This window comes from Kocuria sp. p3-SID1428 (assembly GCF_025149945.1).
Taxonomy (GTDB): domain Bacteria; phylum Actinomycetota; class Actinomycetes; order Actinomycetales; family Micrococcaceae; genus Kocuria.
Genome location: NZ_JALXVH010000044.1, coordinates 1 through 20566, shown reverse-complemented (window position 1 = coordinate 20566; position 20566 = coordinate 1). Strand labels below are relative to the sequence as shown.

Below are 20566 nucleotides of genomic sequence, written 5' to 3'. Positions count from 1 at the left end.
TTGATCAGGGGGCGACGTCCGCCATGCCCTCCGGGTGCGTGGCCAGGATCTCGCGGGTGCGCTCCACGTCCAGGCTCATCTGCTGCACGAGCTTCTCCACGCCCTCGTAGGCCACCATGCCGCGCAGCCGGGCGATGAACTCCACGATGACCTCCTGGCCGTAGAGGTCGAAGTCCTCCACGCGCTCTCGCGGGCGGTCGATCACATGCGCCTCGACCACGCGGGAGACGCCCTCGAACGTGGGATTGGAGCCCACCGAGACCGCTACCGGCCAGCGCTGCCCGGCCCCGTCCGTCAGCCAGCCTGCGTAGACGCCGTCGGCGGGGATGTAGCCGTCGGAGTCCGGGGCGAGGTTGGCCGTGGGGAAGCCCAGCTCGCGACCGCGCGCCGCGCCGTGGACCACGGTGCCGCGCATGCGATGAGGACGCCCCAGCAGCCGGGCGGCGTCCTCGACGTCGCCGGCGATGAGCCGCTCGCGGATCCAGGTCGAGGAGATGCGTCGATCCTCGGGATCGTGATCGGTGTCCTCGGCGGCCGAGACGGGGCCGTCGACCCCGACCAGCGGGAGATTCGTGGTGCGCAACTGAGCCGGCACCGTGCCGCGGCACTCGAGGTCCTCGACCACGATCACCTCGAAGCCGTGCTCGGCGCCGAATCGCCGCAGCGCGGAGACATCGCCCTGGTTGCCGCGCCCGAACCGGGCGTCGGCGCCCACGACCACGCAGCAGGCCCGAAGGCCCTGCACCAGGTACCGGGACATGAACTCGACGGGGTCCTGGGCGGCGAAGGCGAGGTCGTAGTGCTGCACGAGCACCGCATCCAGGCCGAGCTGCTCCATGGCATCGAGCTTGTCCGAGGTGCCCATGATGCGACCCCGGTACTCGTGCGGCCGGTGCACCAGCGCCGGGTGGGGGTCGAAGGTGAGCACGACCGAGCGAGCCCCTTCCTCCCGAGCGCGGTCCCTGACCATGCCCAGGACCTCCTGGTGCCCGCGGTGGACGCCGTCGAAGTTCCCGACGGTGACCACGCAGGGCCCGAGGTCCTCGGGAATCTCGGACAGGTCGTGCAAGCGGTGCAACGGGTCTCCTCGGGAGTCGCAGTGCGGTGGCGCGGGCTCGTCCCAGGGTAGTCGCTGGGGCGGACGGGCCGGGCGGATCAGGCGGGAGCCGGCCCGTCCCACGGCTGGGAGGGGGTGCGCTCCTCGGCATCGGTCAGGGTCGCGATCCACGTGTCGCGCAGCTGGCCCCGCTGCTCCATGTAACCGCGGACCAGAACGGGCGTGGAGAAACCGAGCTTCCAGGCGAGCTTGCGCGAGGCCCAGTTGCCGGCGAAGGCCAGCCAGTGCAGGTGCGTGAGCCCCATGGTGCCGAACGCGTGCTCGATCACCAGGCGGCAGGCCGCCTCGGCGGCACCCGTGCCGCGGGCATGCGGGCCGAAGTTCAGGCCGATGTCCGCTGCACCGGCGCGCAGCCGGCACAGCTCGATCGTCCCGAGGAAGCGGCCCTGGGGATCCTCGGCCGCCCAGTTGATCGCCGATCCGGCCTTCAGCGCGCCCGGCACATACTCCCGGATGTACCACAGCGCCGATTCCACGCCGTAGGGCTCGGGAACGGTCGTCCAGCGCACGGCCACCGGGTCCTGGCAGTTCGCGGTCAGCGCCTCGGCGTCGGCGGGGGTCAGCTCCCGCAGGGTGAGGGCCCCGTCCGTCAGCCGCGGGACGCTGAGCCCCTGTCTGGTGCTGGCGGCGGTGTCGTCGGTGCTCATGCGCGGTCTCCTGCGGTCTCGGTGGAGCGGTCGGTGAGGGGGCGGGTGCGGCGCAGCCAGATCAGTCCCACGATCGGCAGCAGCAGCGGGATATAGCCGTAGCCCTGGCCGAAGTGGGACCAGACGGTCTCATCGGCGAACAGCTGCGGGGCGGCGAAGGTCCAGGCGCCGATGCCGAGCACGCCGATGAGCTCCACCAGCACGGCACCCGTGGCGATCCGATGCCAGCCAGGCCCGGTCTTCGCCAGCGCCACTGCTGCCACCACGTAGACGGCCGCGGAGAACAGCGAGAGCAGGTAGGCCAGCGGAGCGACGTCGAACTGGGTGAGGATCTGATACAGCGAGCGCACTCCGGCCGACAGCGAGAAGATCCCGTAGACCGCGATGATCACCCGTCCCAAGCCCGAGGACTTCGGGTCGGTGCGCCGTGCGCCCTCCCGCGGCCCGAAGCGCGACTGCAGTCGCCCGGGACGCTGCGGCTCGGAGCCGGCGGAGCGCGGGCTCTCAGGGTCGGTGTGCTGCATGGTGTCCTCTCTACTCACTGGTAGTACCAGATGTAGTTCATCCGGTACACCATCACGATGATCGTGGGGCCGGTGGCCGCGAGGATCCAGTTGGACCAGCTCGAGCGCTCCACGAGCGACCAGATGAACGTGCCCGCTGGGATCACCAGTGCGGTGAGCAGGTAGCCCCAGTACTCGAGCACCGACCCAGAAGCTTCCGGGCCCAGGATCCCCAAGACGATCGAGCCGACCAGGTAGATGAGCAGGAAGACCTCCAGCACGAGCACGGAGCCCTGCGTCGCATCTCCCGGGGGCCGCTTGCGCAGAGCCTCCACGACGCAGATCAGCGTCGAGAGCCCGCCCAGGCACACCGAGGCCCAGAACCACCCGTCGAATCCCCACAGCATCCGTGTCTTCCCAGCTTCCTGTCCTGCGGCCGTCTCGGCCGGTGCGTTCTCAGCCCTGCGCCTGGAAGACCAGGGCGGACTTGGCGGTTCGCTCCTCGGGGCGTCCGCGGTCCTCGAGCAGAGCCACCACGTGGCCCTGCGGGTCGAAGCCGGCGGTGAGCTCGCCCGGGCCCGTGCCCGTGGGCGCGATGCGCTTGCCCTGCCCGATCTCCAGCGACTGCTGGGCAGTGAGCTCGCGAGCGGGGAACATGGCGCGCGCGGCCTCGTCCAGCGATGTGGACGGCACGACTCCTCCCCCGGCGACGATCTCGGCGAGAGTCTCCAGCTCCTGCGCCTGCTCGAGGCCCAGGGCGCCCACACGGGTGCGGCGCAGCGCGCTGAGGTGCCCGCCGATCCCCAGGGCCTCGCCGAGATCGCGGGCGATCGCCCGGATGTAGGTCCCCGACGAGACGTCCAGGACGGCGTCGAGCTCCAGGGCATCGCGGTCCCGGCGGATCTCCGTCACGTCGAAGCGCGAGACCGTGATCGGCCGCGCCTCGAGGGCGACCTCTTCCCCCGCGCGCACGCGGGCGTAGGAGCGCTTGCCGTCCACCTTGATCGCCGAGACCGCGGATGGGACCTGCTCCAGGTCTCCGGTCAGCTCGGCGACGGCCGCGCGGATCTGCTCGTCCGTGACGGCCGCGACCGCGCTCGGATCCGCGGTGCCGGTGAGCTCGCCCTCGGCGTCCTCGGTGACGGTGGTGGCGCCCAGGCGAATGGTGGCCTCGTAGGTCTTGTCCGCGCCCACCAGGTGGGTCAGCAGCTTGGTCCCGCGCCCGACGCCCACGATCAGCACGCCGGTGGCCATGGGGTCCAGAGTCCCGGCGTGGCCGACCTTGCGCGTCCCGCACAGCCGGCGCATCCGCCCGACGACGTCGTGGCTCGTCCAGCCCTGCGGCTTGTCCACGACCACGAGGCCCTCCGGCACGGGCAGCGAGGGATCGGGGCGCGGCGTCTGCACGCTGCGCCCCGGCCCGCCCGCCTGCGGCTCAGCGCTCACGGGTGCCGCTGGGATCCTCGTCCTCGGCCTCCGAGGCCGCGGAGTCGGCGACCTCGGCCTCGTCCGTTCGGTACGAGTTCTCGCCATTGGCATACGAGGCACCGGCGGCGGAGGCGGCCACGGCCGCGTCCTTCTCCTTGGCCCGGCGCAGGACGTCCTCCAGGTTCGAGGCCGCCTCCGGGATCTCATCGGCCACGAACTCGAGCGTGGGCGTGAGCCGGGCGGTGATGTTCTTGCCGACCTCGGCGCGCAGGATGCCCTTGGCGGACTCCAGGGCGCGGGCCGAATCGGCCTTCTCCTCGGCAGTGCCGTAGACCGTGTAGTAGACGGTCGCGTGCTGCAGGTCGTTGGTCACGCGGGCGTCGGTGACGGTCACGAAGCCCAGGCGCGGGTCCTTGACCCGGCGCTCGAGGGCCTTCGCCACGATCACCTTGACGCGATCCGCCATGCGGGAGGCCCGCTGTGCGTCGGCCATGATCTCTCCAGTTCTCGCGCTCGGACCCGCGGGCCCGAGCGCTGCGGTGCAGTGCTGTGTCAGGGGCGGCACCACGAGGGCGCCGGAGCGCGCGGCCCGCACCGCGGGTCCGCGCCGTCCGCCCAGAGGCGGCTGCGGCACGGACCCGCGGTGCGGGCCGCGGCGGAGCGACGACGATCAGGCGCGGGGCTTCTCCTTCATCTCCCACGTCTCGATGATGTCGCCTTCCTTGATGTCGTTGAACGACCCCAGGCCGATGCCGCACTCGTAGCCGTCGCGGACCTCGGTCGCGTCGTCCTTGAAGCGGCGCAGCGACTCGATGGTCAGCCCCTCCTTGACGACGTTGCCGTCGCGGACCAGGCGGGCCTTGGCGTTGCGGCGGATGAGTCCCTCGGTCACGTAGGAGCCGGCGATCGAGCCCCACTTGGAGGACTTGAACACCTCGCGGACCTCGGCCTTGCCGAGCTCCACCTCCTCGTACTCCGGCTTGAGCATGCCCTTCAGGGCCGCCTCGACGTCGTCGATGGCGTTGTAGATCACCGAGTAGAACTTCATCTCGACGCCCTCGCGGTCGGCGAGCTCGGTGACGCGCTCGGCCGGTCGGACGTTGAAGCCGATGATCACGGCGTTGTCGACCGTGGCCAGGTTGACGTCGTTCTGCGTGATCGCACCCACACCGCGGTGGATGACGCGCAGCTGGACCTCGTCCGGAGCCACCTCGATCTTCAGCAGCGAGTCCTCGAGCGCCTCGACGGCACCGGAGACATCGCCCTTGATGATGAGGTTGAGCGTGTCGATCTTGCCCTCGGCCACGACCTGGTCGAAGGACTCGAGCGTGACGCGCTTGCGGCGCTTGGCCAGCAGGGCGTTGCGGTCGGCGGCCTGGCGCTTCTCCGCGATCTGGCGAGCGGTGCGCTCCTCCTCGGTCGCGATGAAGGTGTCGCCGGCCCGCGGCACGGAGGACAGGCCGAGCACCTGCACCGGGCGGGAGGGACCTGCCTCCTCGACCGCGGTGCCGGTCTCGTCGAACATCGCACGCACGCGGCCGTGGGCCCCGCCGGCGACGATCGAATCGCCCACGCGCAGGGTGCCCGACTGGACCAGGACGGTGCAGACCGCGCCGCGGCCCTTGTCCAGGTTGGCCTCGATGGCCACGCCGCGAGCGGCCTTGTCCGGGTTCGCCTGCAGCTCCAGGGCGCCGTCTGCCGTGAGCACGATCGACTCGAGCAGCTCGTCGATGTTCTGGGACTGACGGGCGGAGACGTCGACGAACATGGTGTCGCCGCCGTACTCCTCAGGCACCAGGCCGTACTCGGCCAGCTGACCGCGGATCTTCTCCGGGTTCGCCTCGGGCTTGTCGATCTTGTTGACCGCGACCACGATCGGCACCTCCGCCGCCTGGGCGTGGTTCAGGGCCTCGACCGTCTGCGGCATGACGCCGTCGTCGGCGGCGACCACGAGCAGCGCGATGTCCGTGACCTGCGCACCGCGGGCACGCATGGCGGTGAACGCCTCGTGGCCCGGGGTGTCGATGAAGGTCAGGGCACGGTCCTCGCCGTCGACCTCCTGCGAGACCTGGTACGCGCCGATGTGCTGGGTGATGCCGCCGGCCTCGCCCTCGATCACGCGGGTGTTGCGGATGGCATCCAGCAGGCGGGTCTTGCCGTGGTCGACGTGGCCCATGACGGTCACGACGGGAGGACGCTTCTCCAGCTGCTCCTCGCCCTCGGCGGCCTGCTCGGCTTCGAGGTCGATATCGAAGGACTCGAAGAGCTCGCGCTCCTCGTCCTCCGGGGAGACGATCTTGATGACGTAGCCCAGCTCGGCGCCCAGCGCCTCGAAGGTGTCCTCGTCCAGCGACTGCGTCTGCGTGGCCATCTCACCGAGGTGGATGAGCACGGTGACCAGCGAGGCCGGGTTCGCGTCGATCTTCTCCGCGAAGTCCATCAGCGAGGCGCCGCGGCGCAGACGCACCTCGGTGCTGCCATCGCCGTGCGGCACCGAGACGCCGCCGACCTTCGGAGCATTCATCTGCTCCAGCTCCTGGCGCTTGGCGCGCTTCGACTTGCGCCCCTTGCGCGAGGGACCGCCGCGGCCGAAGGCGCCCTGAGTGGCGCCGCGACCGCCGCGACCGGGGCCGCCGCCCGGGCGGAAGCCGCCGCCCGGAGCACCGGGGCCGCCGCCGGGGCCGCCGCGACGACCGCCGCCGCCGGCGCCACCGCCGCGGGCCGGACGTGTGCCGACCGGAGCCACGTTGCTGGTGTGGCCCGGCATCATGTTCGGGCTGGGGCGCGGGCCGCCCGGACGCGGGCCGCCTGCGCCGGCGCCCTGGCCGGGACGCGGGGCACCGGGACGGGGAGCGCCGGGGCGCGGACCGCCCTGACCGCCCTGGCCCCGACGCGCAGCACCCGGACGGGGACCGCCCTGACCGCCCTGACCGGGGCGCTGCGTGCCCATTCCCTGCTGGGCGGCGAACGGGTTGTTGCCCGGACGCGGGCCGCCCTGCGAGCGGGCAGGGCGCTGCGCCCCGCCGGCCTGCTTGGAGGTGAACGGGTTGTTGCCCGGGCGAGGGCCGCCGGGCTTGGGTGCCGCGCCGCCAGGCTTGGGCGCCGGGCGGCTCGGGGTCTGCGCCGAGGGAGCCTGCTCGGCCGAGGGCTTCTCGGAGGCGGGCTTGTCGGCCGCGGGCTGCTCCCCCTGCGCGGCAGCTGGCTCGCTCGCAGCCGACTCGGAGGCAGCGGCGGGAGCCTGCTCGGCGGGCTGCTGCGTGCGGCCTGCGGTCGCGGGCGTGGGTCCGGCCTGGCCGGGCTTGGGCGCCGACGAGGCGCCGGGCTTGGGTGCGGACGAGGCGCCGGGCTTGGCGCCGGTCGAGGAGGACTTGGCCTCGGGCTTGGAAGTCTCGGACTTGCCCGAGCTGTCCTTCTCGTCCTTCTTCGCCAGCGCGGCCTTGGCCTGCGGCGAATCCTTCAGCTTCTTGGCGACCGGGGGCTCCACGGTCGAGGACGCGCCCCGGACGAACTCGCCCAGCTCCTGCAGGGTCGAGATCGCCTCCTTGGACGTCATCCCGAGCTCCTTCGCGAGCTCGTGAACTCTCTGCTTAGCCACTATCTCTCCTGTCTCGGCCCGCGCCCGTGACAGGAGGCGGACCGACTAACGGTCTGTCGGAGACCCTCCGAGACGGTCGGACCGCAGGAGGGCATCCACTGCCGAGTGCGCTGAGGCACTCATCGTTCGGCACTCATCGGATGTCCATCAGCTTCTCGCTCGCTTCCCCATCAAGTGCATCCTGTGTCTTCGATCCCATGCCGTGCGGGACGAGGTCATCTTCCGGCCGCAGTGCGGACTGCGACGGTCGTGCTGGTGCTGCCGTGCCGATCGGCATGGAGGATCTGCTGGATCAGCAGCTCCTCGTCCTGGATCGGAACGGATCGTCGAAACGCCCGGTTGAAGGCTCTCCGACGAAGGGCCCTGTCCGCGCAGTCGCGGGAAGGGTGCAGCCAAGCTCCGCGTCCACCGAGCCGACGCGCGGGATCAGGCACCACGACGGATTCCTGGTCTCCTGCGACGAGGCTCAGACGCACGAGCCGGTCCTGGCCGACGACCTCGCGGCAGCCGATGCAGGTGCGCTGCGGAACATGTCCCACGTGTGCACGCACCTCTTTCCTGCCGGATCCGCGAGTGCCGGAGCCCTCCTGCCGGAGGCGGGCACGACTGCGGCTGGACCGGCGGCCATCCTACTCCTCCTGCAGCGCGGGCGCAGTATCGCCGCGCACAGCCGCCCCCGGAAGGGGCCATCGGACCGGATGAGCGCAGGACCGGGCCCCTGCGCTGCGGCGCCGTCGCGGCCACCGCAGCAAAGGGGCCTGCGCCGCTCAGGCGCCGCGGCGCTGGCGGTCGTCCGACTCCGAGAGGATGTCGATCCGCCAGCCGGTCAGCTTGGCGGCCAGGCGGGCGTTCTGGCCCTCCTTGCCGATGGCCAGCGACAGCTTGCTGTCCGGGACCACCGCGCGAGCCGAGCGGCCGCGCTCGTCGAGCACATCCACGCGCACCACGCTGGCCGGCGACAGTGCGGCGGCGATGAAGCGGGCGGGGTCGCCCGACCAGTCGACGATGTCGATGTTCTCGCCGCCGAGCTCGTTCATCACGGCGCGCACGCGGGTGCCCATCTCGCCGATGCACGAGCCCTTGGCGTTGATCCCCTGCGTGTTGGCCACGACCGCGATCTTGGTGCGGTGCCCGGCCTCGCGGGCGATGGCCATGATCTCGACCTCGCCCTGGGCGATCTCCGGGACCTCGAACTCGAAGAGACGGCGCACCAGGTCCGGGTGGGAGCGCGACAGGGTGATCGACGGGCCCTTGGGCCCCCGCTTGGCCTCCACGACGTAGGCCCGGATGCGGCTGCCGTGGGTGTACTTCTCGCCGGGGACCTGCTCGTGCGGGGGCAGGACGCCCTCCACGGTGCCCAGGTCGATCTGGATCATCTGCGGATTGCGCCCCTGCTGGATCTGCCCGGAGACGACCTCTCCCTCGCGGCCCTTGAAGTGGCCCAGCACGGTGTCGTCCTCGACGTCGCGCAGCTTCTGCACGATGACGCTGCGCGCCGTCGAGGCGGCGATGCGCCCGAAGCCGGAGGGGGTGTCGTCGAACTCCCCGATCCGGGTGCCGTCCTCGTCGACCTCGGCGGCCCAGATCGTCACGCGACCGGTCTTGGTGTCCAGCTCCGCGCGGGCGTCCTTGAGCGCGCCGGGCGAGCGCTGGTAGGCGAGCACGAGCGCCTGCTCGATGGTGGGGATCAGCAGATCCAGCGGGATGTCGCTCTCGCGCTCCAGCATGCGCAGAGCGCTCATATCGATGTCCATCGAGGGGCCTTTCCGGATCGAGCCGATCGGGGCCTGCGCGGCGCGCGGACCCCGAGTGCGACGACAGCGCACCGTCCGGTGGGACGGAACGCTGTTCGCGGGTCTATGACGACGGTGCGCGGGTGCCTGCGAAGGGTGCTCGGGGCCTCCGGCGCCGCCGGTGTCAGCCAGGCAGTCTACACCGGTGCGCTCACGGAGGCCCCGGCGCAGCGAGGGGCTTCAGTCCTCGACGCGGACCCGCGCCTGCTTGATCTGCGACAGGTCCCAGGTCTCCGGGTCCAGCAGCTTGATCGGCATGCCCTTCTTGACCTGGGTGCTGCGCTGGAGGGTGACCTGCTCGTCTTGGACCTCCAGCACGCGGGCCTCGAAGCTGCGCCCGTGGGTGGTGCGATCCACCGGCTGGACATCCACCAGTCGGCCGATCGAGCGCCGCCAGTGCCGCGGGCGCTCCAGGGGCCGGGCGGCTCCGGGCGAGGAGACCTCGAGCTCGTAGGCGGGGCCGTCGACCGGGTCGGTGCGATCGAGCTCGTCCGAGACTGCCTGGGCGGCGCGGGCGATGTCCTCCATGTCCACGCCGTCAGTGCGATCCTCCGGCAGATCGACCAGCACCTGCACGATCCGCTGGGCGCCCGAGCCCGTCACCTCGACCTCTTCCAGGAACAGCCCCTCAGCCTCGACGACGGGGCTCAGCAGCTCCTGCAGCCGTGCGGCCAGCGGGTCCTGCGGGGTCTGCTCGCTCACGTTGTCCTCCTGCGTCGATGCGTTTCTGCGCGGCCCGGCGGGAACCGGTTCCGCCCGTGCCCTCGGGGCGGGCCGGGAGCCGATCCGCCGAGGGTGCCTGTCCGCACGAGCGTAGCGGTCGGCTGCGACAGCCGGGCCGAGCACCCCGACGTCTGGTGGCGGCTCCCCGCTGACCGGCTTGCCGTCCTGCGGCGACCTACCATGGGCGCACAGCATCCCGAGCGGGGACGCACCCGCCGCAGCACCGAGGAGCAGCCCCGCATGAAGCTCACCTCCCGCGGCCGAGCCGCCGTGATCGTCGCGGTCGTGCTGGCCGTGATCCTGCTGGCGGTGCTGATCTGGCGCCTGGGTCCGGGTCGACCCGTGAGCGAGCAGCAGATCGCGGTGGCCCAGGTCTACCAGCAGACCGAGCAGCTGCGCGCCGGCGATCTGCTCGACGAGCTGCCGCAGCCGCAGCGCGACGAGCTGCGCGAGGAGCTCGATGCGCAGCTCGAGGCCCTCGGCCGACCGTCGGAGCGTGTCCTCGAGGCCGCCCAGGACAAAGGGATGCCGGTGGGCGTGAGCCAGGAGGACTACCTCCCCGGGCTGCCCGGCGCCTTCCTGGCCGACGCGCGGATGATCGTCCACGGCCCGAGCGCGGATCCCGAGCAGCAGGCAGTCCTCAGCTCGATCGCCGCCCATCGCGCCGCCACGGCCCTGGAGCTCGGCGCCGAGGCGCAGACGGTCGACCGCGCCGTCCCGGAGCTGACCGGCGAAGATGCCCTGCCCGCGGCGCAGGACGGCCAGGAGGACCCGGCCGCCATGGGCGAGTCGGCGCATCCCGAGCTCGCCCTGGCTCGCCAGCTCGGACAGGCTCGTCACGCAGCCCAGACCTGGTCGCACCTGCCCCCGCAGCAGGCGCCCAGCTCAGCAGCCTGGGCCGAGGCCCTGCTGCCGCTGCAGGACAGCGCCTGGATGTCGAGCCTCGAGCAGAGCCACCCCTCCGTGATCGACGGCTCGCCCGGGATGCCCGAGGGATTCCGCGAAGACCCGGACGCCGCCCGCGACCGGCTGACGGACCAGCTCCAAGACACCGCGCTGGCCCAGATCGCGGCGGCGGCCGACCCCGAGGCCCAGGAGATCGACTCCCTCTCGCCGGATCCCGGGACCGCGGTGCTCATGAGCCTGGCGATCGCCCGTGCGCAGGACGATCAGCCCGTGGGGGCGCTTCCGGGCCTCGAGGACTGAACCGCAGCGCAGCGGATCGAACAGGGGCCCAAGCCGGTCGGCTCGGGCCCCTGTCATGGGTGGTGGACTCAGCGGCCGATCTCGGCCAGCACCTCCGCGACCACGTCCTCGCGGCGGATCTCGCGGGACTCGCCCGTGGCTCGGTCCTTGATCTCGAGCAGCCCGTCGGCCAGACCGCGCCCGATCACGAGCATGCTCGGCACTCCGAGCAGCTCGAAGTCGCCGAACCGCACGCCCGGGGAGACCTTCTTCCGGTCGTCGAACAGCACGCCGACGCCGGCCTCCTCGAGCTGGGCGACGATCTGCTCGGCCGCCTCCGCGGCCTCCTCGCCCTTGCCCGTGGGGACCACATGGATGTCGGCCGGTGCCAGACGCCGCGGCCAGATGATGCCCTTGTCGTCGTGGTTCGACTCCACGAGAGCGGCCACCGCGCGGGTCACGCCGAAGCCGTAGGAGCCCATGGTCACCACGACCTGCTTGCCGTTCTGGTCCAGGACCTTCAGGCCCAGGGACTCGGCGTACTTGCGCCCGAGCTGGAACACGTGCCCCATCTCGATGCCGCGCGCGGCCTCCAGGGGCCCGGAGCCGTCCGGGGCCGGGTCGCCGGGCAGGACCTCGGCGCATTCGACCGTGCCGTCCCAGGTGAAGTCTCGTCCGGCCACCAGGTCGTAGACGTGGCGATCGGCGATGTTCGCACCGGTCAGCCAGCGCGAGCCCGGGACCACGCGGGGATCCACGAAGTAGGGCAGCCCGGTGGTCGACTCCTCGCCCAGCAGCGGCTCCTCGAGGCTCAGGCCGGGGCCCAGATAGCCCTTGACGATCTGCGGGTGCTTGGCCAGATCGGCATCCGTGGCCTGTTCGACCTCGACCTCTCCCCCGACGCCGATCAGGGCGCCGATCCCGGCCTCGACGCGCTTGAGGTCCACGCCGCGGTCGCCGGGCAGGCCGATGACCACGAGGCGGCGCTCGCCCTCAGGCGTGGTGACCGCGAGCACGACATTCTTCAGCGTCTCCGCAGCGCTCCAGGGGTCGTCCTTGGGGTGCATCTCGTCAGAGCGCCGCACGAGAGTCTCGATCGTGGCCGAGTTCGGCGTGTGCTCCACGTGCGCCTGGGGCTGGCCCTCCAGCGGACGGGACTCCGGCACCACGGTGGTCACGGCCTCGACATTGGCCGCGTAGCCGCCCGGCGAGCGCACGAAGGTGTCCTCGCCGATGGGGGTGGGGTGCAGGAACTCCTCGGAGCGCGATCCGCCCATGGCCCCCGAGGTGGCCGCCACGGCCACGACCGGCAGGCCGAGACGGTCGAAGAGCCGGACATAGGCCTCGCGGTGCAGGCGATAGGACTCCTCCAGGCCGGCGTCGTCGATGTCGAAGGAGTACGAGTCCTTCATGATGAACTCGCGCGAGCGGATGAGCCCGGCCCGGGGGCGGGCCTCATCGCGGTACTTGGTCTGGATCTGGTACAGCCGCACCGGCAGGTCCTTATACGACGAGTACAGGTCCTTGACCAGGAGAGTGAACATCTCCTCGTGCGTGGGCGCCAGCAGGTAGTCCGCGTCCTTGCGGTCCTTGAGGCGGAAGAGGTTGTCGCCGTAGTCCTCCCAGCGGCCGGTCGCCTCGTAGGGCTCGCGCGGCAGCAGCGCCGGGAAGTGGACCTCCTGGGCCCCGATCCCCGCCATCTCCTCGCGAACGATCTCCTCCACCTTCCGCAGGACGCTCAGCCCCAGCGGAAGCCAGGTGTAGATCCCCGGCGCGGCGCGGCGGATCAGCCCGGCGCGGACCATCAGCCGATGGCTGGCGACCTCGGCATCGACCGGGTCTTCGCGCAGGGTGCGCAGGAACAGGGAGGAGAGGCGCAGTGCCACAGGCGCTCCGTTTCACAGGTCGTCGCGTTCGGCGCCGCGGATGCGCGGCGCCCTCCGGCGGTGCGCGGTGCCGTCAGCCTTGACGTCCGGGTCCGGATCCCGCCCATCCTAGCCCCCGACAGCCCTCCCCCGACCGTCCCGACCGAGCGCTCCGAAGGCCGCTGTACTCAGCGCCCTGCACCGGGCAGGCACGACGGCGGGCCGACGACCGCCTGGCGAGGCAGGGGTCATCGGCCCGTCGAGGTGAGGCGATGCGGCTCCCGTCAGGGGCCGGATGCTCCGGATCTCTCGGCTCAGCCGGCGGACACCGCGGCCGCGACCTCCTCGAGCAGCGCCGCGTTGTCCGGGGCGGGGTCGCCCTCGAACTGCCCCGTGTCGACCACCGTGATCACGGTGTTGCCATAGGCCATTCCGGCGGTGGAGTAGGACTCGCCCTCGTTCTCCACGGTGGCCTCGTAGGCGCTGTCGGCACCCTCGACCTCGAGATCCGAGGTGGACAGCTCAGCGGATCCGGAGGTGCCGTCCGCAGTGACCTCGACCTCGCCGCAGCCATCGGCGGCGTCGCGGTCGGCCTGCAGGGCGTCCTCTGCGGCGGCGGCGTCATCGAAGGTCTCGGCCGAGACCATCAGGGAGCCCTCCTGATCCGTAGCCAGGACGCCGTCCGTGTCATGGACTCCGGCCAGCAGGGCGTTCAGGAACGGGTCCTGGCAGCTGGCGGGCGAGACGGCGAAGTCCTCCCCGAAAGCCTCCAACAGATCTTCCTCCGGATCGGTGCCGGTGGAGGCGAGCTGGTCGGCGGTGATCGCCATGAGCTGGGCGCCGTTGATCTGCGTGGACAGGCTGCTCAGCAGATCGGAGTCGGAGAGGTCCTCGGGGGCCTCGCCCGAGGCGGCGGAGGAGTCAGAGGACGCGTCATCGGAGGATGAGGTGTCATCCGACGGCTCGTCATCAGCGGACTCGTCGTCCGTCGACTCATCATCCGACGACTCGTCATCGGAGGACTCGGAGCTCTCCTCCGAGGCAGCGCTGGTCTCCTCGGCGGCGCTCGACTCAGGAGCCGAGCTCTCCTCGGAGGACGACGAGCTGTCGTCCTCGCCGTCGTCGTTCGTGGACTGCACGCAGCCGGTCAGGGCGAGCGCCGCGATGGCGGTGCCTGCGAAGAGGGCGCGGAAGCGAAGCTGTGCTGCCATGGGGGTATCAGCCTTTCGTGGCTCCGGTCGGCAGGGCGCCGGAGGCGAGCTCATGGATGCGGGAACTGCCGGATGAGGCGCCGATGTGACGAACGACTCCTCATGATGATCACTATCGCACCGTCGGGAGCATCCGCTGGAATATTTCGTCGGAGCCGGAGACAGTCGAGCTGAGGCATCATGGCGACGGCCGCGTCGGCATGTGCCGCGCGGCCGTCGCGTGGTGAGACCGCAGGGTCAGGACTGCGAGTCGGTGGACTCCTCCGAGGAGCCCTCGGAGGAGTCCTCGGAAGCCTCACCCGAGGCGCCCTCGGACGGCTCGACCGGACCCTCGACGAAGCTGGGGGCGATCTCCTCGAGGATCGAGGCGTAGTCGGCCGGCTCCGCGCTGGCGTCATCGCCGCTGCCGCCCATGCTCGCGCTCGGATCGGAGATCGAGATCACGACATTGCCGACACTCATCATGGCGGTGGAGGCCGAGGTCGACTCCCCCTGCGCCTCGACCTCGACGTCCTGCGAGATCGCCGCACCGGCTCCTTCCACATCGACCTCCTCCGTGGTGGTCACGATCCCCATCTCCTCACCCATGAGGTCGATGGTGACGTCGCCGCACTTGTCATAGGCGTCCCGCAGGTCATTGACATGCTGATCGGCCGCCTCCTTGGAGTCCATGGGGAAGGCTGTGACCGACAGGCCGTCCGAGGTGGTCCCCATGACCGAGTCCGCCATCACGTCCTCGAGCATCCCGCCGGTGAGCTGCCCCAGGATCGGGTCCTGGCACTCCGCCGGCTCGATCTCCGCCTCCTCCAGCATGGACTGCATCATGGAGATGCCCTCCTCGCTCACCTCGCCGCCGAAGGCGTCCTCGGTGGGAGTGACGTTGGAGAGCTCCTCGCCGTCGACGGTGGCCGCTGCCAGCGTGGACTCGACCTGCTCGGTCGTGTAGTCGCTCGGAGCCTCGGGGGCCTTCGACTCCTCGGCACTGGAGGACTCGTCCCCGCCGCCGCCACCGCCCTGGGCGCAGCCGGTCAGAGCCAGAGCCGCGATGGCGGTGCCGGCGAAGAGGGTTCGGAAGCGGATCGTTGCTGCCATGGGAGGTTCCAGCCTTTCGATGGCTCCGGTCGATGGGCGCCGGAGACGAGCTTCATGGTTGCGGGCGACGGCCGCCCTGAAGTGCGTGTGAGACACGCCACCTCGTGCCGATAACTATCGCACACGCCACAGCCCCCGCCGGAATGTTTCTCCGGCGGGGGTTGTATGACTCCGAAAGGAAAGGGCGGCGATGACCGCCCCTCGCTCGGGGTCAGGACTGCGAGTCGGAGGCCTCCTCCGATGCCGACTCCGAGGCGCCCTCGGAGGGCTCGGCGGGTCCGTCGACGAAGGTCGGGGCGATGTCGCTCAGGGCCGAGCCCAGATCCTGGTCGCCCTCCTCCATGACCGACACGCTGATCTCGCCGCACAAGTCCTGCTGATCGCGCAGATCGCTGACGTGCGGGTCAGCAGCCTCCTTGGACTCCAGGGGGTAGGCGGTGACGATCACGTCGTCCTCGGTCTGGCCCATGGAGGCATCGTCGATGACGTCGTCGGACAGACCGGCCGAGAGCTTGTCGGTGAAGACATCCTGGCACTGGGCCGGGTCGAACTCCGCGGACTCGAACAGGGACTGCATCCCCTCCAGGCCGTCCTTGACCTCCTGGCTCTGCGAGCTGCTGAGGCTGGAGACATCGGGGATGGCCTCGCCGTCGACGGAGGCGGCGGCCAGGGTCGACTCGACCTGCTCCGCGGTGTAGCCGGTGGCCGCCTCCGGGGCGGCCGAGCTCTGCGAGTCGGACGCGTCTCCACCATCCTGGCCGCAGCCGGTGAGGGCGAGCGCGGCGATGGCGGTTCCGGCGAAGACGGTGCGGAAGCGCAGCTGCTGAACCATGGTGTGAGTGCCTTCCGTCGTCCCGCCGTTCTGCGGGCGCGGTCAGGGGAGGCCGAGGGGGACCCCGCGCGCCGAGCTCAGAACAGGACGGTCGCGAAGGTCCCGTGAGGCTGGAATCCCACGCGCTGGTACGTGCGCAGCGCGGCCGTGTTGTAGTCGTTGACGTACAGGCTCACGGCCCGGAAGCGCTGCAGAGCCAGCTCCACGACGGCGGCCATGCACGGTGCGGCAAGACCCCTGCCCCGCAGCTCGGGGCGCACCCACACGCCCTGGATCTGACAGACATCGACCGCGGCGGCACCGATGTCCGCCTTGAAATCCACGCGGCCGTCGCGCAGCAGCACGAAGGTGCGCTGCCTGGCCAGCAGCTGCTGGACGCGGCGGAGATAGGACTCCCGGCCCTCGACGTACGGGGAGAAGCCGACCTCCTCCTCGAACATGGCCGCACTGGCCGGCAGCACGGCCTCGATCTCCCCCGGGCGCCCCAGCCGCACCTCGGGATGAGCCTCCAGCGCCGGTGCCTGCTCGAGGCTCAGCAGAGGCTGGGTGTCGCGGATCGCGAAGGGCTCGCGCCAGCGGTGCTGCACGGCCTCCCACAGGGCGAGGACGTCGTCGCGGGGTCCGAAGAACGAGGCCCGGGCCTGCCGCGCCCCCAGAAGGTGCGCCGCCACGGCCTGCGCCCCGCCCTCTCCGAGTTCGATCGGGACCACGTTGGAGCCGACCCAGCAGGCGCCCGAGAGCTCGAGCGAGTGCCCCGCCGCCCCTGGACGGGGACGACGGCCGCGCGTGAGTCCCACGATGGGCTGCGCCCCGCGCGCGGGCCCGGCGCGCAGCTGCGCCACGTGCTCGGCGACGAACACCGAGGAGATCGGGTCCTGCCCGAGCAGCCGATCCAGCTCGCTGCGCGGGACGGCATGGGACGGGACGAGCCGCGTCTGCGCGCCCGAGAAGAGCCTCACCCGACGGTGACGGTGGGCGAGGCGCCGGACTCCTCGTCCTCCTCCAGGCCCATCTCCTCTGCGATGCGGTTGGCCTCGGTGATCAGCGTCTCCACGATCTGATCCTCGGGCACGGTGCGGATGACCTCGCCCTTGACGAAGATCTGGCCCTTGCCGTTGCCGGAGGCCACGCCCAGATCGGCCTCGCGAGCCTCACCGGGGCCGTTGACGACGCAGCCCATCACGGCCACGCGCAGCGGCACCGTGAGGTCCTTGAGCCCCTCGGTGACGTCGTCGGCCAGCTTGTAGACATCCACCTGGGCGCGGCCGCAGGAGGGGCAGGAGACGATCTCGAGCTTCTTGGGGCGCAGGCCCAGCGACTGCAGGATCTGGGCGCCGACCTTGACCTCCTCGACCGGAGGGGCCGACAGCGAGACGCGGATCGTGTCGCCGATGCCCTGCGAGAGCAGGGCGCCGAAGGCCGTGGCGGACTTGATGGTGCCCTGGAACGCCGGACCGGCCTCGGTCACGCCCAGGTGCAGGGGCCAGTCGCCGCGCTCGGCCAGCAGCTGGTAGGCGCGCACCATGGTGACGGGGTCGTTGTGCTTGACGGAGATCTTGAAGTCGTGGAAGTCGTGCTCCTCGAACAGCGAGGCCTCCCACTGCGCGGACTCGGCCAGCGCCTCCGGGGTGGCCTTGCCGTACTTCTCCATGAGCCGCTTGTCGAGCGAGCCGGCGTTCACGCCGATGCGGATGGAGACACCGGCGTCCTTGGCCGCGCGCGAGATCTCGCCGATCTGATCGTCGAACTTGCGGATGTTGCCCGGGTTCACGCGCACCCCGGCGCAGCCGGCGTCGATCGCGGCGAAGACGTACTTGGGTTGGAAGTGGATGTCCGCGATCACGGGGATCGGGGACTTCATGGCAATGATCGGCAGGGCGTCGGCGTCGTCCTGAGACGGGCAGGCCACCCGCACGATGTCGCAGCCGGCGGCATTGAGCTCCGCGATCTGCTGCAGCGTGGCGTTGATGTCGGTGGTGGGCGTGGTGGTCATGGACTGCACGCTCACCGGGGAGTCCGAGCCCACACCGACCGAGCCCACGCGGATCTGCCGGGTCTTGCGGCGAGGCGAGAGGACGGGAAGGGGTGCGGCGGGCATGCCCAAGCTGACCGGACTCACAGATGGCTCCTGATTGCGTCGAGGATGGATCGGCCTCCATTGTGCCCCAGCGGTCAACTGGAATCGTCCGCGGGGTGAGCCAGGGCTCATGTCGGCAGGGGCGGTCTCACAGCAGCTGCACCGGCTCGATCAGATCGGCCAGCACGAGCAGGGCGGCCATCCCCAGCATGGCCAGCGAGACAGCGTAGGTCAGCGGCAGCAGCCGCAGCGGATCGAACGGCCCGGGATCCCTGCGTCCCAGCAGGCGGGCGACGGTGCGGCGGATCCCCTCCCACAGGGCGCCGGCGATGTGCCCGCCGTCCAGCGGCAGCAGCGGGATGAGGTTGAAGGCGAACAGGGCCAGGTTCACCGAGCCCACCAGCCCCACGAGCGTGGCGGACTTCTCCCGCAGCTCGAGCTGGTCGGTGCTGGCGACCTCCCCGGAGATCCGCCCCACGCCCACGACCGACATGGGGCCGTCCGGATCGCGCGGGGCGTCCGTGAAGGTCGACACGGCGACGTTCCACACGTTGACCGGCAGCCGGATCAGTCCTCCGGCAACCCGCTCCAGGCCGTTGAGCACCTCCCCCGGCACCGCGGTGATCGGCTGAGGCGTCAGCTGAGTGCGCGAGGAGGCGCCGATGAACCCGACGTCCTCCATGACATAGCTGCCCTCCCGCACGAGCGGGGCCCCGGTGGAGTCGACGGCCGGGCGCGAGGTCTCCACCGGGGTGATCGTGGTCGAGGCGCGCTGGCCGTGGCGGTCGTAGACGATGTCGATGGGCTCGCCGGCGCGCTGGCGCACGATCTCGGTGAGCTGCTCCCAGGACTGCAGCGACGTGCCGTCCAGGGAGACCACGGTGTCCCCGGGTCGCAGTCCCGCGGCGTGGGCGGGGGCCTCCGGATCCGAGACCGCACACCCTGCGCCGCCGGTCTGCGCCTCCTGTGAGGCGGAAGCGGGGTCCACGCTCTGGACGCAGCGGCTCACCGAGGCCAGCGTGGTGGTGGGCTGCTGGGATCCGAAGCCCGTGACGAGCACCGTGATGCACACGATCGCGATCAGCAGGTTCATGAGCGGCCCGCCGAGCATGATCACGACCCGCTTCCACACGGGAAGGCGGTAGAACGCCCGGTCCTCCTCCCCGGGCAGCAGCTGCGCCGCGGCGACGGAGCGGGTCTGGGACGCCATCTGCTGCACGACGCCGGTGGAGTCCACGCCGGCGGCGCGCCCGGCTGCCGGCGGGTACATGCCGATCATGGCCACGTAGCCGCCCAGCGGAACGGCCTTGATCCCGTACTCCGTCTCCCCGCGCACCCGCGAGAACAGCGTGGGTCCGAAGCCCACCATGTACTGCAGCACGCGCACCCGGAAGAGCTTGGCGGGCAGCAGGTGCCCCACCTCATGCAGGGCGATCGAGACGACGAGGGCCAGAGCGGCCAGCAGGACGCCGAGAGCGAAGATCAGCACGTTCACGCGCATATCCCACCACACGGGCGGTACAGCACAACGATCGCATCACGCTCGGGCGCCTCGCCCCGTGCCGCCGCCCTGCCGCTGCGACCTCACATGGCATGGTCGGGAGATGACCAGAAGTGCCTGCACCCCCGCATTGGCCGCCTCGGCGGCACTGCTGCTGTCCGCCTGCGGCAGCACTGAGCCGGGCGAGATCCCTCAGCCGCCGCAGGACGGCAATGTGCTGGATGCCGCCGATGTCCTCTCCGAGGCCCAGGAGCAGGAGCTCGAGCGGGCGATCCAGGACGGCAATGACCGCTCGGACGAGGTGCGGGTCGCCGTGCTCACCGAGGACGAGGACGCTGGCGGCATCGAGGACCGCGCCCGCGACGTCGCGACCAGCTGGGGCGTGGGCGAGGACGGCGAGGACAACGGCGTGCTGGTCCTGCTGCGCCCCGAGGACCAGGAGGTCCGTGTGGAGGTCGCCGACGGCGCTCAGGACGTGCTGCCCGAGGACGCGACCGACGCGATCGTGGACGACGTCATGGTCCCGTCGTTCGAGCAGGAGCACTGGGCGGACGGCCTGGTGGACGGCACCGAGAGCCTCTACGCCACCGCGGAGGGCGAGGAGGATCCCACGGCCGGAGGCGTGCCCGGCTGGGCCGTGGCCGCAGGGATCGGAGGGGCCGCAGCCGTGGGAGCCGGGCTGCTCGGCTGGGGCCTGCACACCCACCGCAGGCGGCAGAGGATCGCCCGCGAGAACCTGGCGCAGGCCGAGCGGGAGGACCCGCAGCTCGAGCTCACCGAGGACCAGCGCCAGGACTACCTGCGCTGGGCGTGCTCCCGCAGGCAGGGCGACATCCTCCCGGTGGCCGCCTGGCTTCCGCTGTACCTCGCAGCGCCCTCCTCGTACGGCGCCGCACCCACCGGCGGCGATCAGATCGGCGGCGGCACCTCCTTCGGCGGCGGTGGGGGATTCACCGGGGGCGGTTCCACCGGGAGCTGGTGACGGCCCCCGAGGCTC

Annotated in this window: 19 protein-coding genes; 2 read left to right on the top strand and 17 right to left on the bottom strand. The window is 71.3% G+C overall.

Annotation, left to right across the window (positions count from 1 at the left end):
• Positions 1-4 precede the first annotated feature (4 nt).
• The 10 genes from M3E84_RS09715 to rimP all read right to left on the bottom strand — a co-directional run bounded on the left by M3E84_RS09715 (position 5) and on the right by rimP (position 9785).
• Positions 5-1078 carry a bifunctional riboflavin kinase/FAD synthetase gene (locus M3E84_RS09715; RefSeq protein ID WP_396415604.1) on the bottom strand — a complete coding sequence of 358 codons (1074 nt, stop codon included), beginning with the start codon at positions 1076-1078 and terminating at the stop codon, positions 5-7.
• Positions 1079-1155: 77 nt separating this feature from the next.
• Positions 1156-1764 carry a GNAT family N-acetyltransferase gene (locus M3E84_RS09710; RefSeq protein WP_259895987.1) on the bottom strand — a complete coding sequence of 203 codons (609 nt, stop codon included), beginning with the start codon at positions 1762-1764 and terminating at the stop codon, positions 1156-1158.
• Entirely contained in the window at positions 1761-2288 is a 528-nt protein-coding gene (locus M3E84_RS09705) for a hypothetical protein (protein ID WP_259895986.1), read from the bottom strand. Before M3E84_RS09705 ends, M3E84_RS09710 begins: the two co-directional genes overlap by 4 nt.
• Positions 2289-2302: 14 nt before the next feature.
• The gene (locus M3E84_RS09700) at positions 2303-2674 is read right to left on the bottom strand and encodes a hypothetical protein (protein WP_259895985.1); all 372 of its coding nucleotides are present in this window, start codon (positions 2672-2674) and stop codon (positions 2303-2305) included.
• Between the two features lie 49 nt (positions 2675-2723).
• Positions 2724-3713, bottom strand: a complete 990-nt coding sequence (gene truB / locus M3E84_RS09695; RefSeq protein WP_259895984.1) for a tRNA pseudouridine(55) synthase TruB — start codon at positions 3711-3713, stop codon at positions 2724-2726.
• On the bottom strand, positions 3703-4188 hold the full coding sequence (gene rbfA / locus M3E84_RS09690; protein ID WP_259895983.1) for a 30S ribosome-binding factor RbfA: 486 nt from the start codon (positions 4186-4188) through the stop codon (positions 3703-3705). The genes truB and rbfA overlap by 11 nt, the downstream gene beginning before the upstream one ends.
• A 177-nt stretch (positions 4189-4365) precedes the next feature.
• Positions 4366-7290 carry a translation initiation factor IF-2 gene (infB, locus tag M3E84_RS09685; protein WP_259895982.1) on the bottom strand — a complete coding sequence of 975 codons (2925 nt, stop codon included), beginning with the start codon at positions 7288-7290 and terminating at the stop codon, positions 4366-4368.
• A 215-nt stretch (positions 7291-7505) separates the two neighbouring features.
• Positions 7506-7829, bottom strand: coding sequence for a YlxR family protein (locus tag M3E84_RS09680; RefSeq protein WP_259895989.1), 324 nt, complete (start codon positions 7827-7829; stop codon positions 7506-7508).
• A gap of 228 nt (positions 7830-8057) precedes the next feature.
• Complete coding sequence (nusA, locus tag M3E84_RS09675; protein ID WP_259895981.1) at positions 8058-9044, bottom strand: transcription termination factor NusA; 987 nt, start codon at positions 9042-9044, stop codon at positions 8058-8060.
• Between the two features lie 219 nt (positions 9045-9263).
• The gene (gene rimP, locus M3E84_RS09670; protein WP_259895980.1) at positions 9264-9785 is read right to left on the bottom strand and encodes a ribosome maturation factor RimP; all 522 of its coding nucleotides are present in this window, start codon (positions 9783-9785) and stop codon (positions 9264-9266) included.
• A 261-nt stretch (positions 9786-10046) separates the two neighbouring features.
• Between rimP and M3E84_RS09665 the strand changes: the two genes are divergently transcribed.
• A complete protein-coding gene (locus tag M3E84_RS09665) occupies positions 10047-11012 on the top strand; it encodes a hypothetical protein (protein WP_259895979.1) in 966 nt (321 codons plus the stop codon).
• A 68-nt stretch (positions 11013-11080) separates the two neighbouring features.
• On the opposite strand, the gene M3E84_RS09660 is transcribed toward M3E84_RS09665, so the two are convergent.
• The 7 genes from M3E84_RS09660 to M3E84_RS09630 all read right to left on the bottom strand — a co-directional run bounded on the left by M3E84_RS09660 (position 11081) and on the right by M3E84_RS09630 (position 19569).
• Complete coding sequence (locus M3E84_RS09660) at positions 11081-12877, bottom strand: proline--tRNA ligase (RefSeq protein ID WP_259895978.1); 1797 nt, start codon at positions 12875-12877, stop codon at positions 11081-11083.
• Between the two features lie 293 nt (positions 12878-13170).
• Complete coding sequence (locus M3E84_RS09655) at positions 13171-14067, bottom strand: hypothetical protein (RefSeq protein ID WP_259895977.1); 897 nt, start codon at positions 14065-14067, stop codon at positions 13171-13173.
• 237 nt (positions 14068-14304) lie between these two features.
• The gene (locus M3E84_RS09650) at positions 14305-15159 is read right to left on the bottom strand and encodes a hypothetical protein (protein WP_259895976.1); all 855 of its coding nucleotides are present in this window, start codon (positions 15157-15159) and stop codon (positions 14305-14307) included.
• Positions 15160-15370: 211 nt separating this feature from the next.
• Complete coding sequence (locus tag M3E84_RS09645) at positions 15371-15991, bottom strand: hypothetical protein (protein WP_259895975.1); 621 nt, start codon at positions 15989-15991, stop codon at positions 15371-15373.
• Positions 15992-16068: 77 nt separating this feature from the next.
• Complete coding sequence (locus M3E84_RS09640) at positions 16069-16950, bottom strand: DUF4081 domain-containing GNAT family N-acetyltransferase (RefSeq protein ID WP_259895974.1); 882 nt, start codon at positions 16948-16950, stop codon at positions 16069-16071.
• Entirely contained in the window at positions 16947-18110 is a 1164-nt protein-coding gene (gene ispG / locus M3E84_RS09635) for a flavodoxin-dependent (E)-4-hydroxy-3-methylbut-2-enyl-diphosphate synthase (RefSeq protein WP_259895973.1), read from the bottom strand. Before ispG ends, M3E84_RS09640 begins: the two co-directional genes overlap by 4 nt.
• A gap of 106 nt (positions 18111-18216) precedes the next feature.
• Positions 18217-19569 carry an RIP metalloprotease gene (locus M3E84_RS09630; protein ID WP_259895972.1) on the bottom strand — a complete coding sequence of 451 codons (1353 nt, stop codon included), beginning with the start codon at positions 19567-19569 and terminating at the stop codon, positions 18217-18219.
• A gap of 103 nt (positions 19570-19672) precedes the next feature.
• Here M3E84_RS09630 and M3E84_RS09625 point away from each other — a divergent pair, with 103 nt between their 5' ends.
• A complete protein-coding gene (locus M3E84_RS09625) occupies positions 19673-20551 on the top strand; it encodes a YgcG family protein (protein WP_259895971.1) in 879 nt (292 codons plus the stop codon).
• Positions 20552-20566 lie beyond the last annotated feature (15 nt).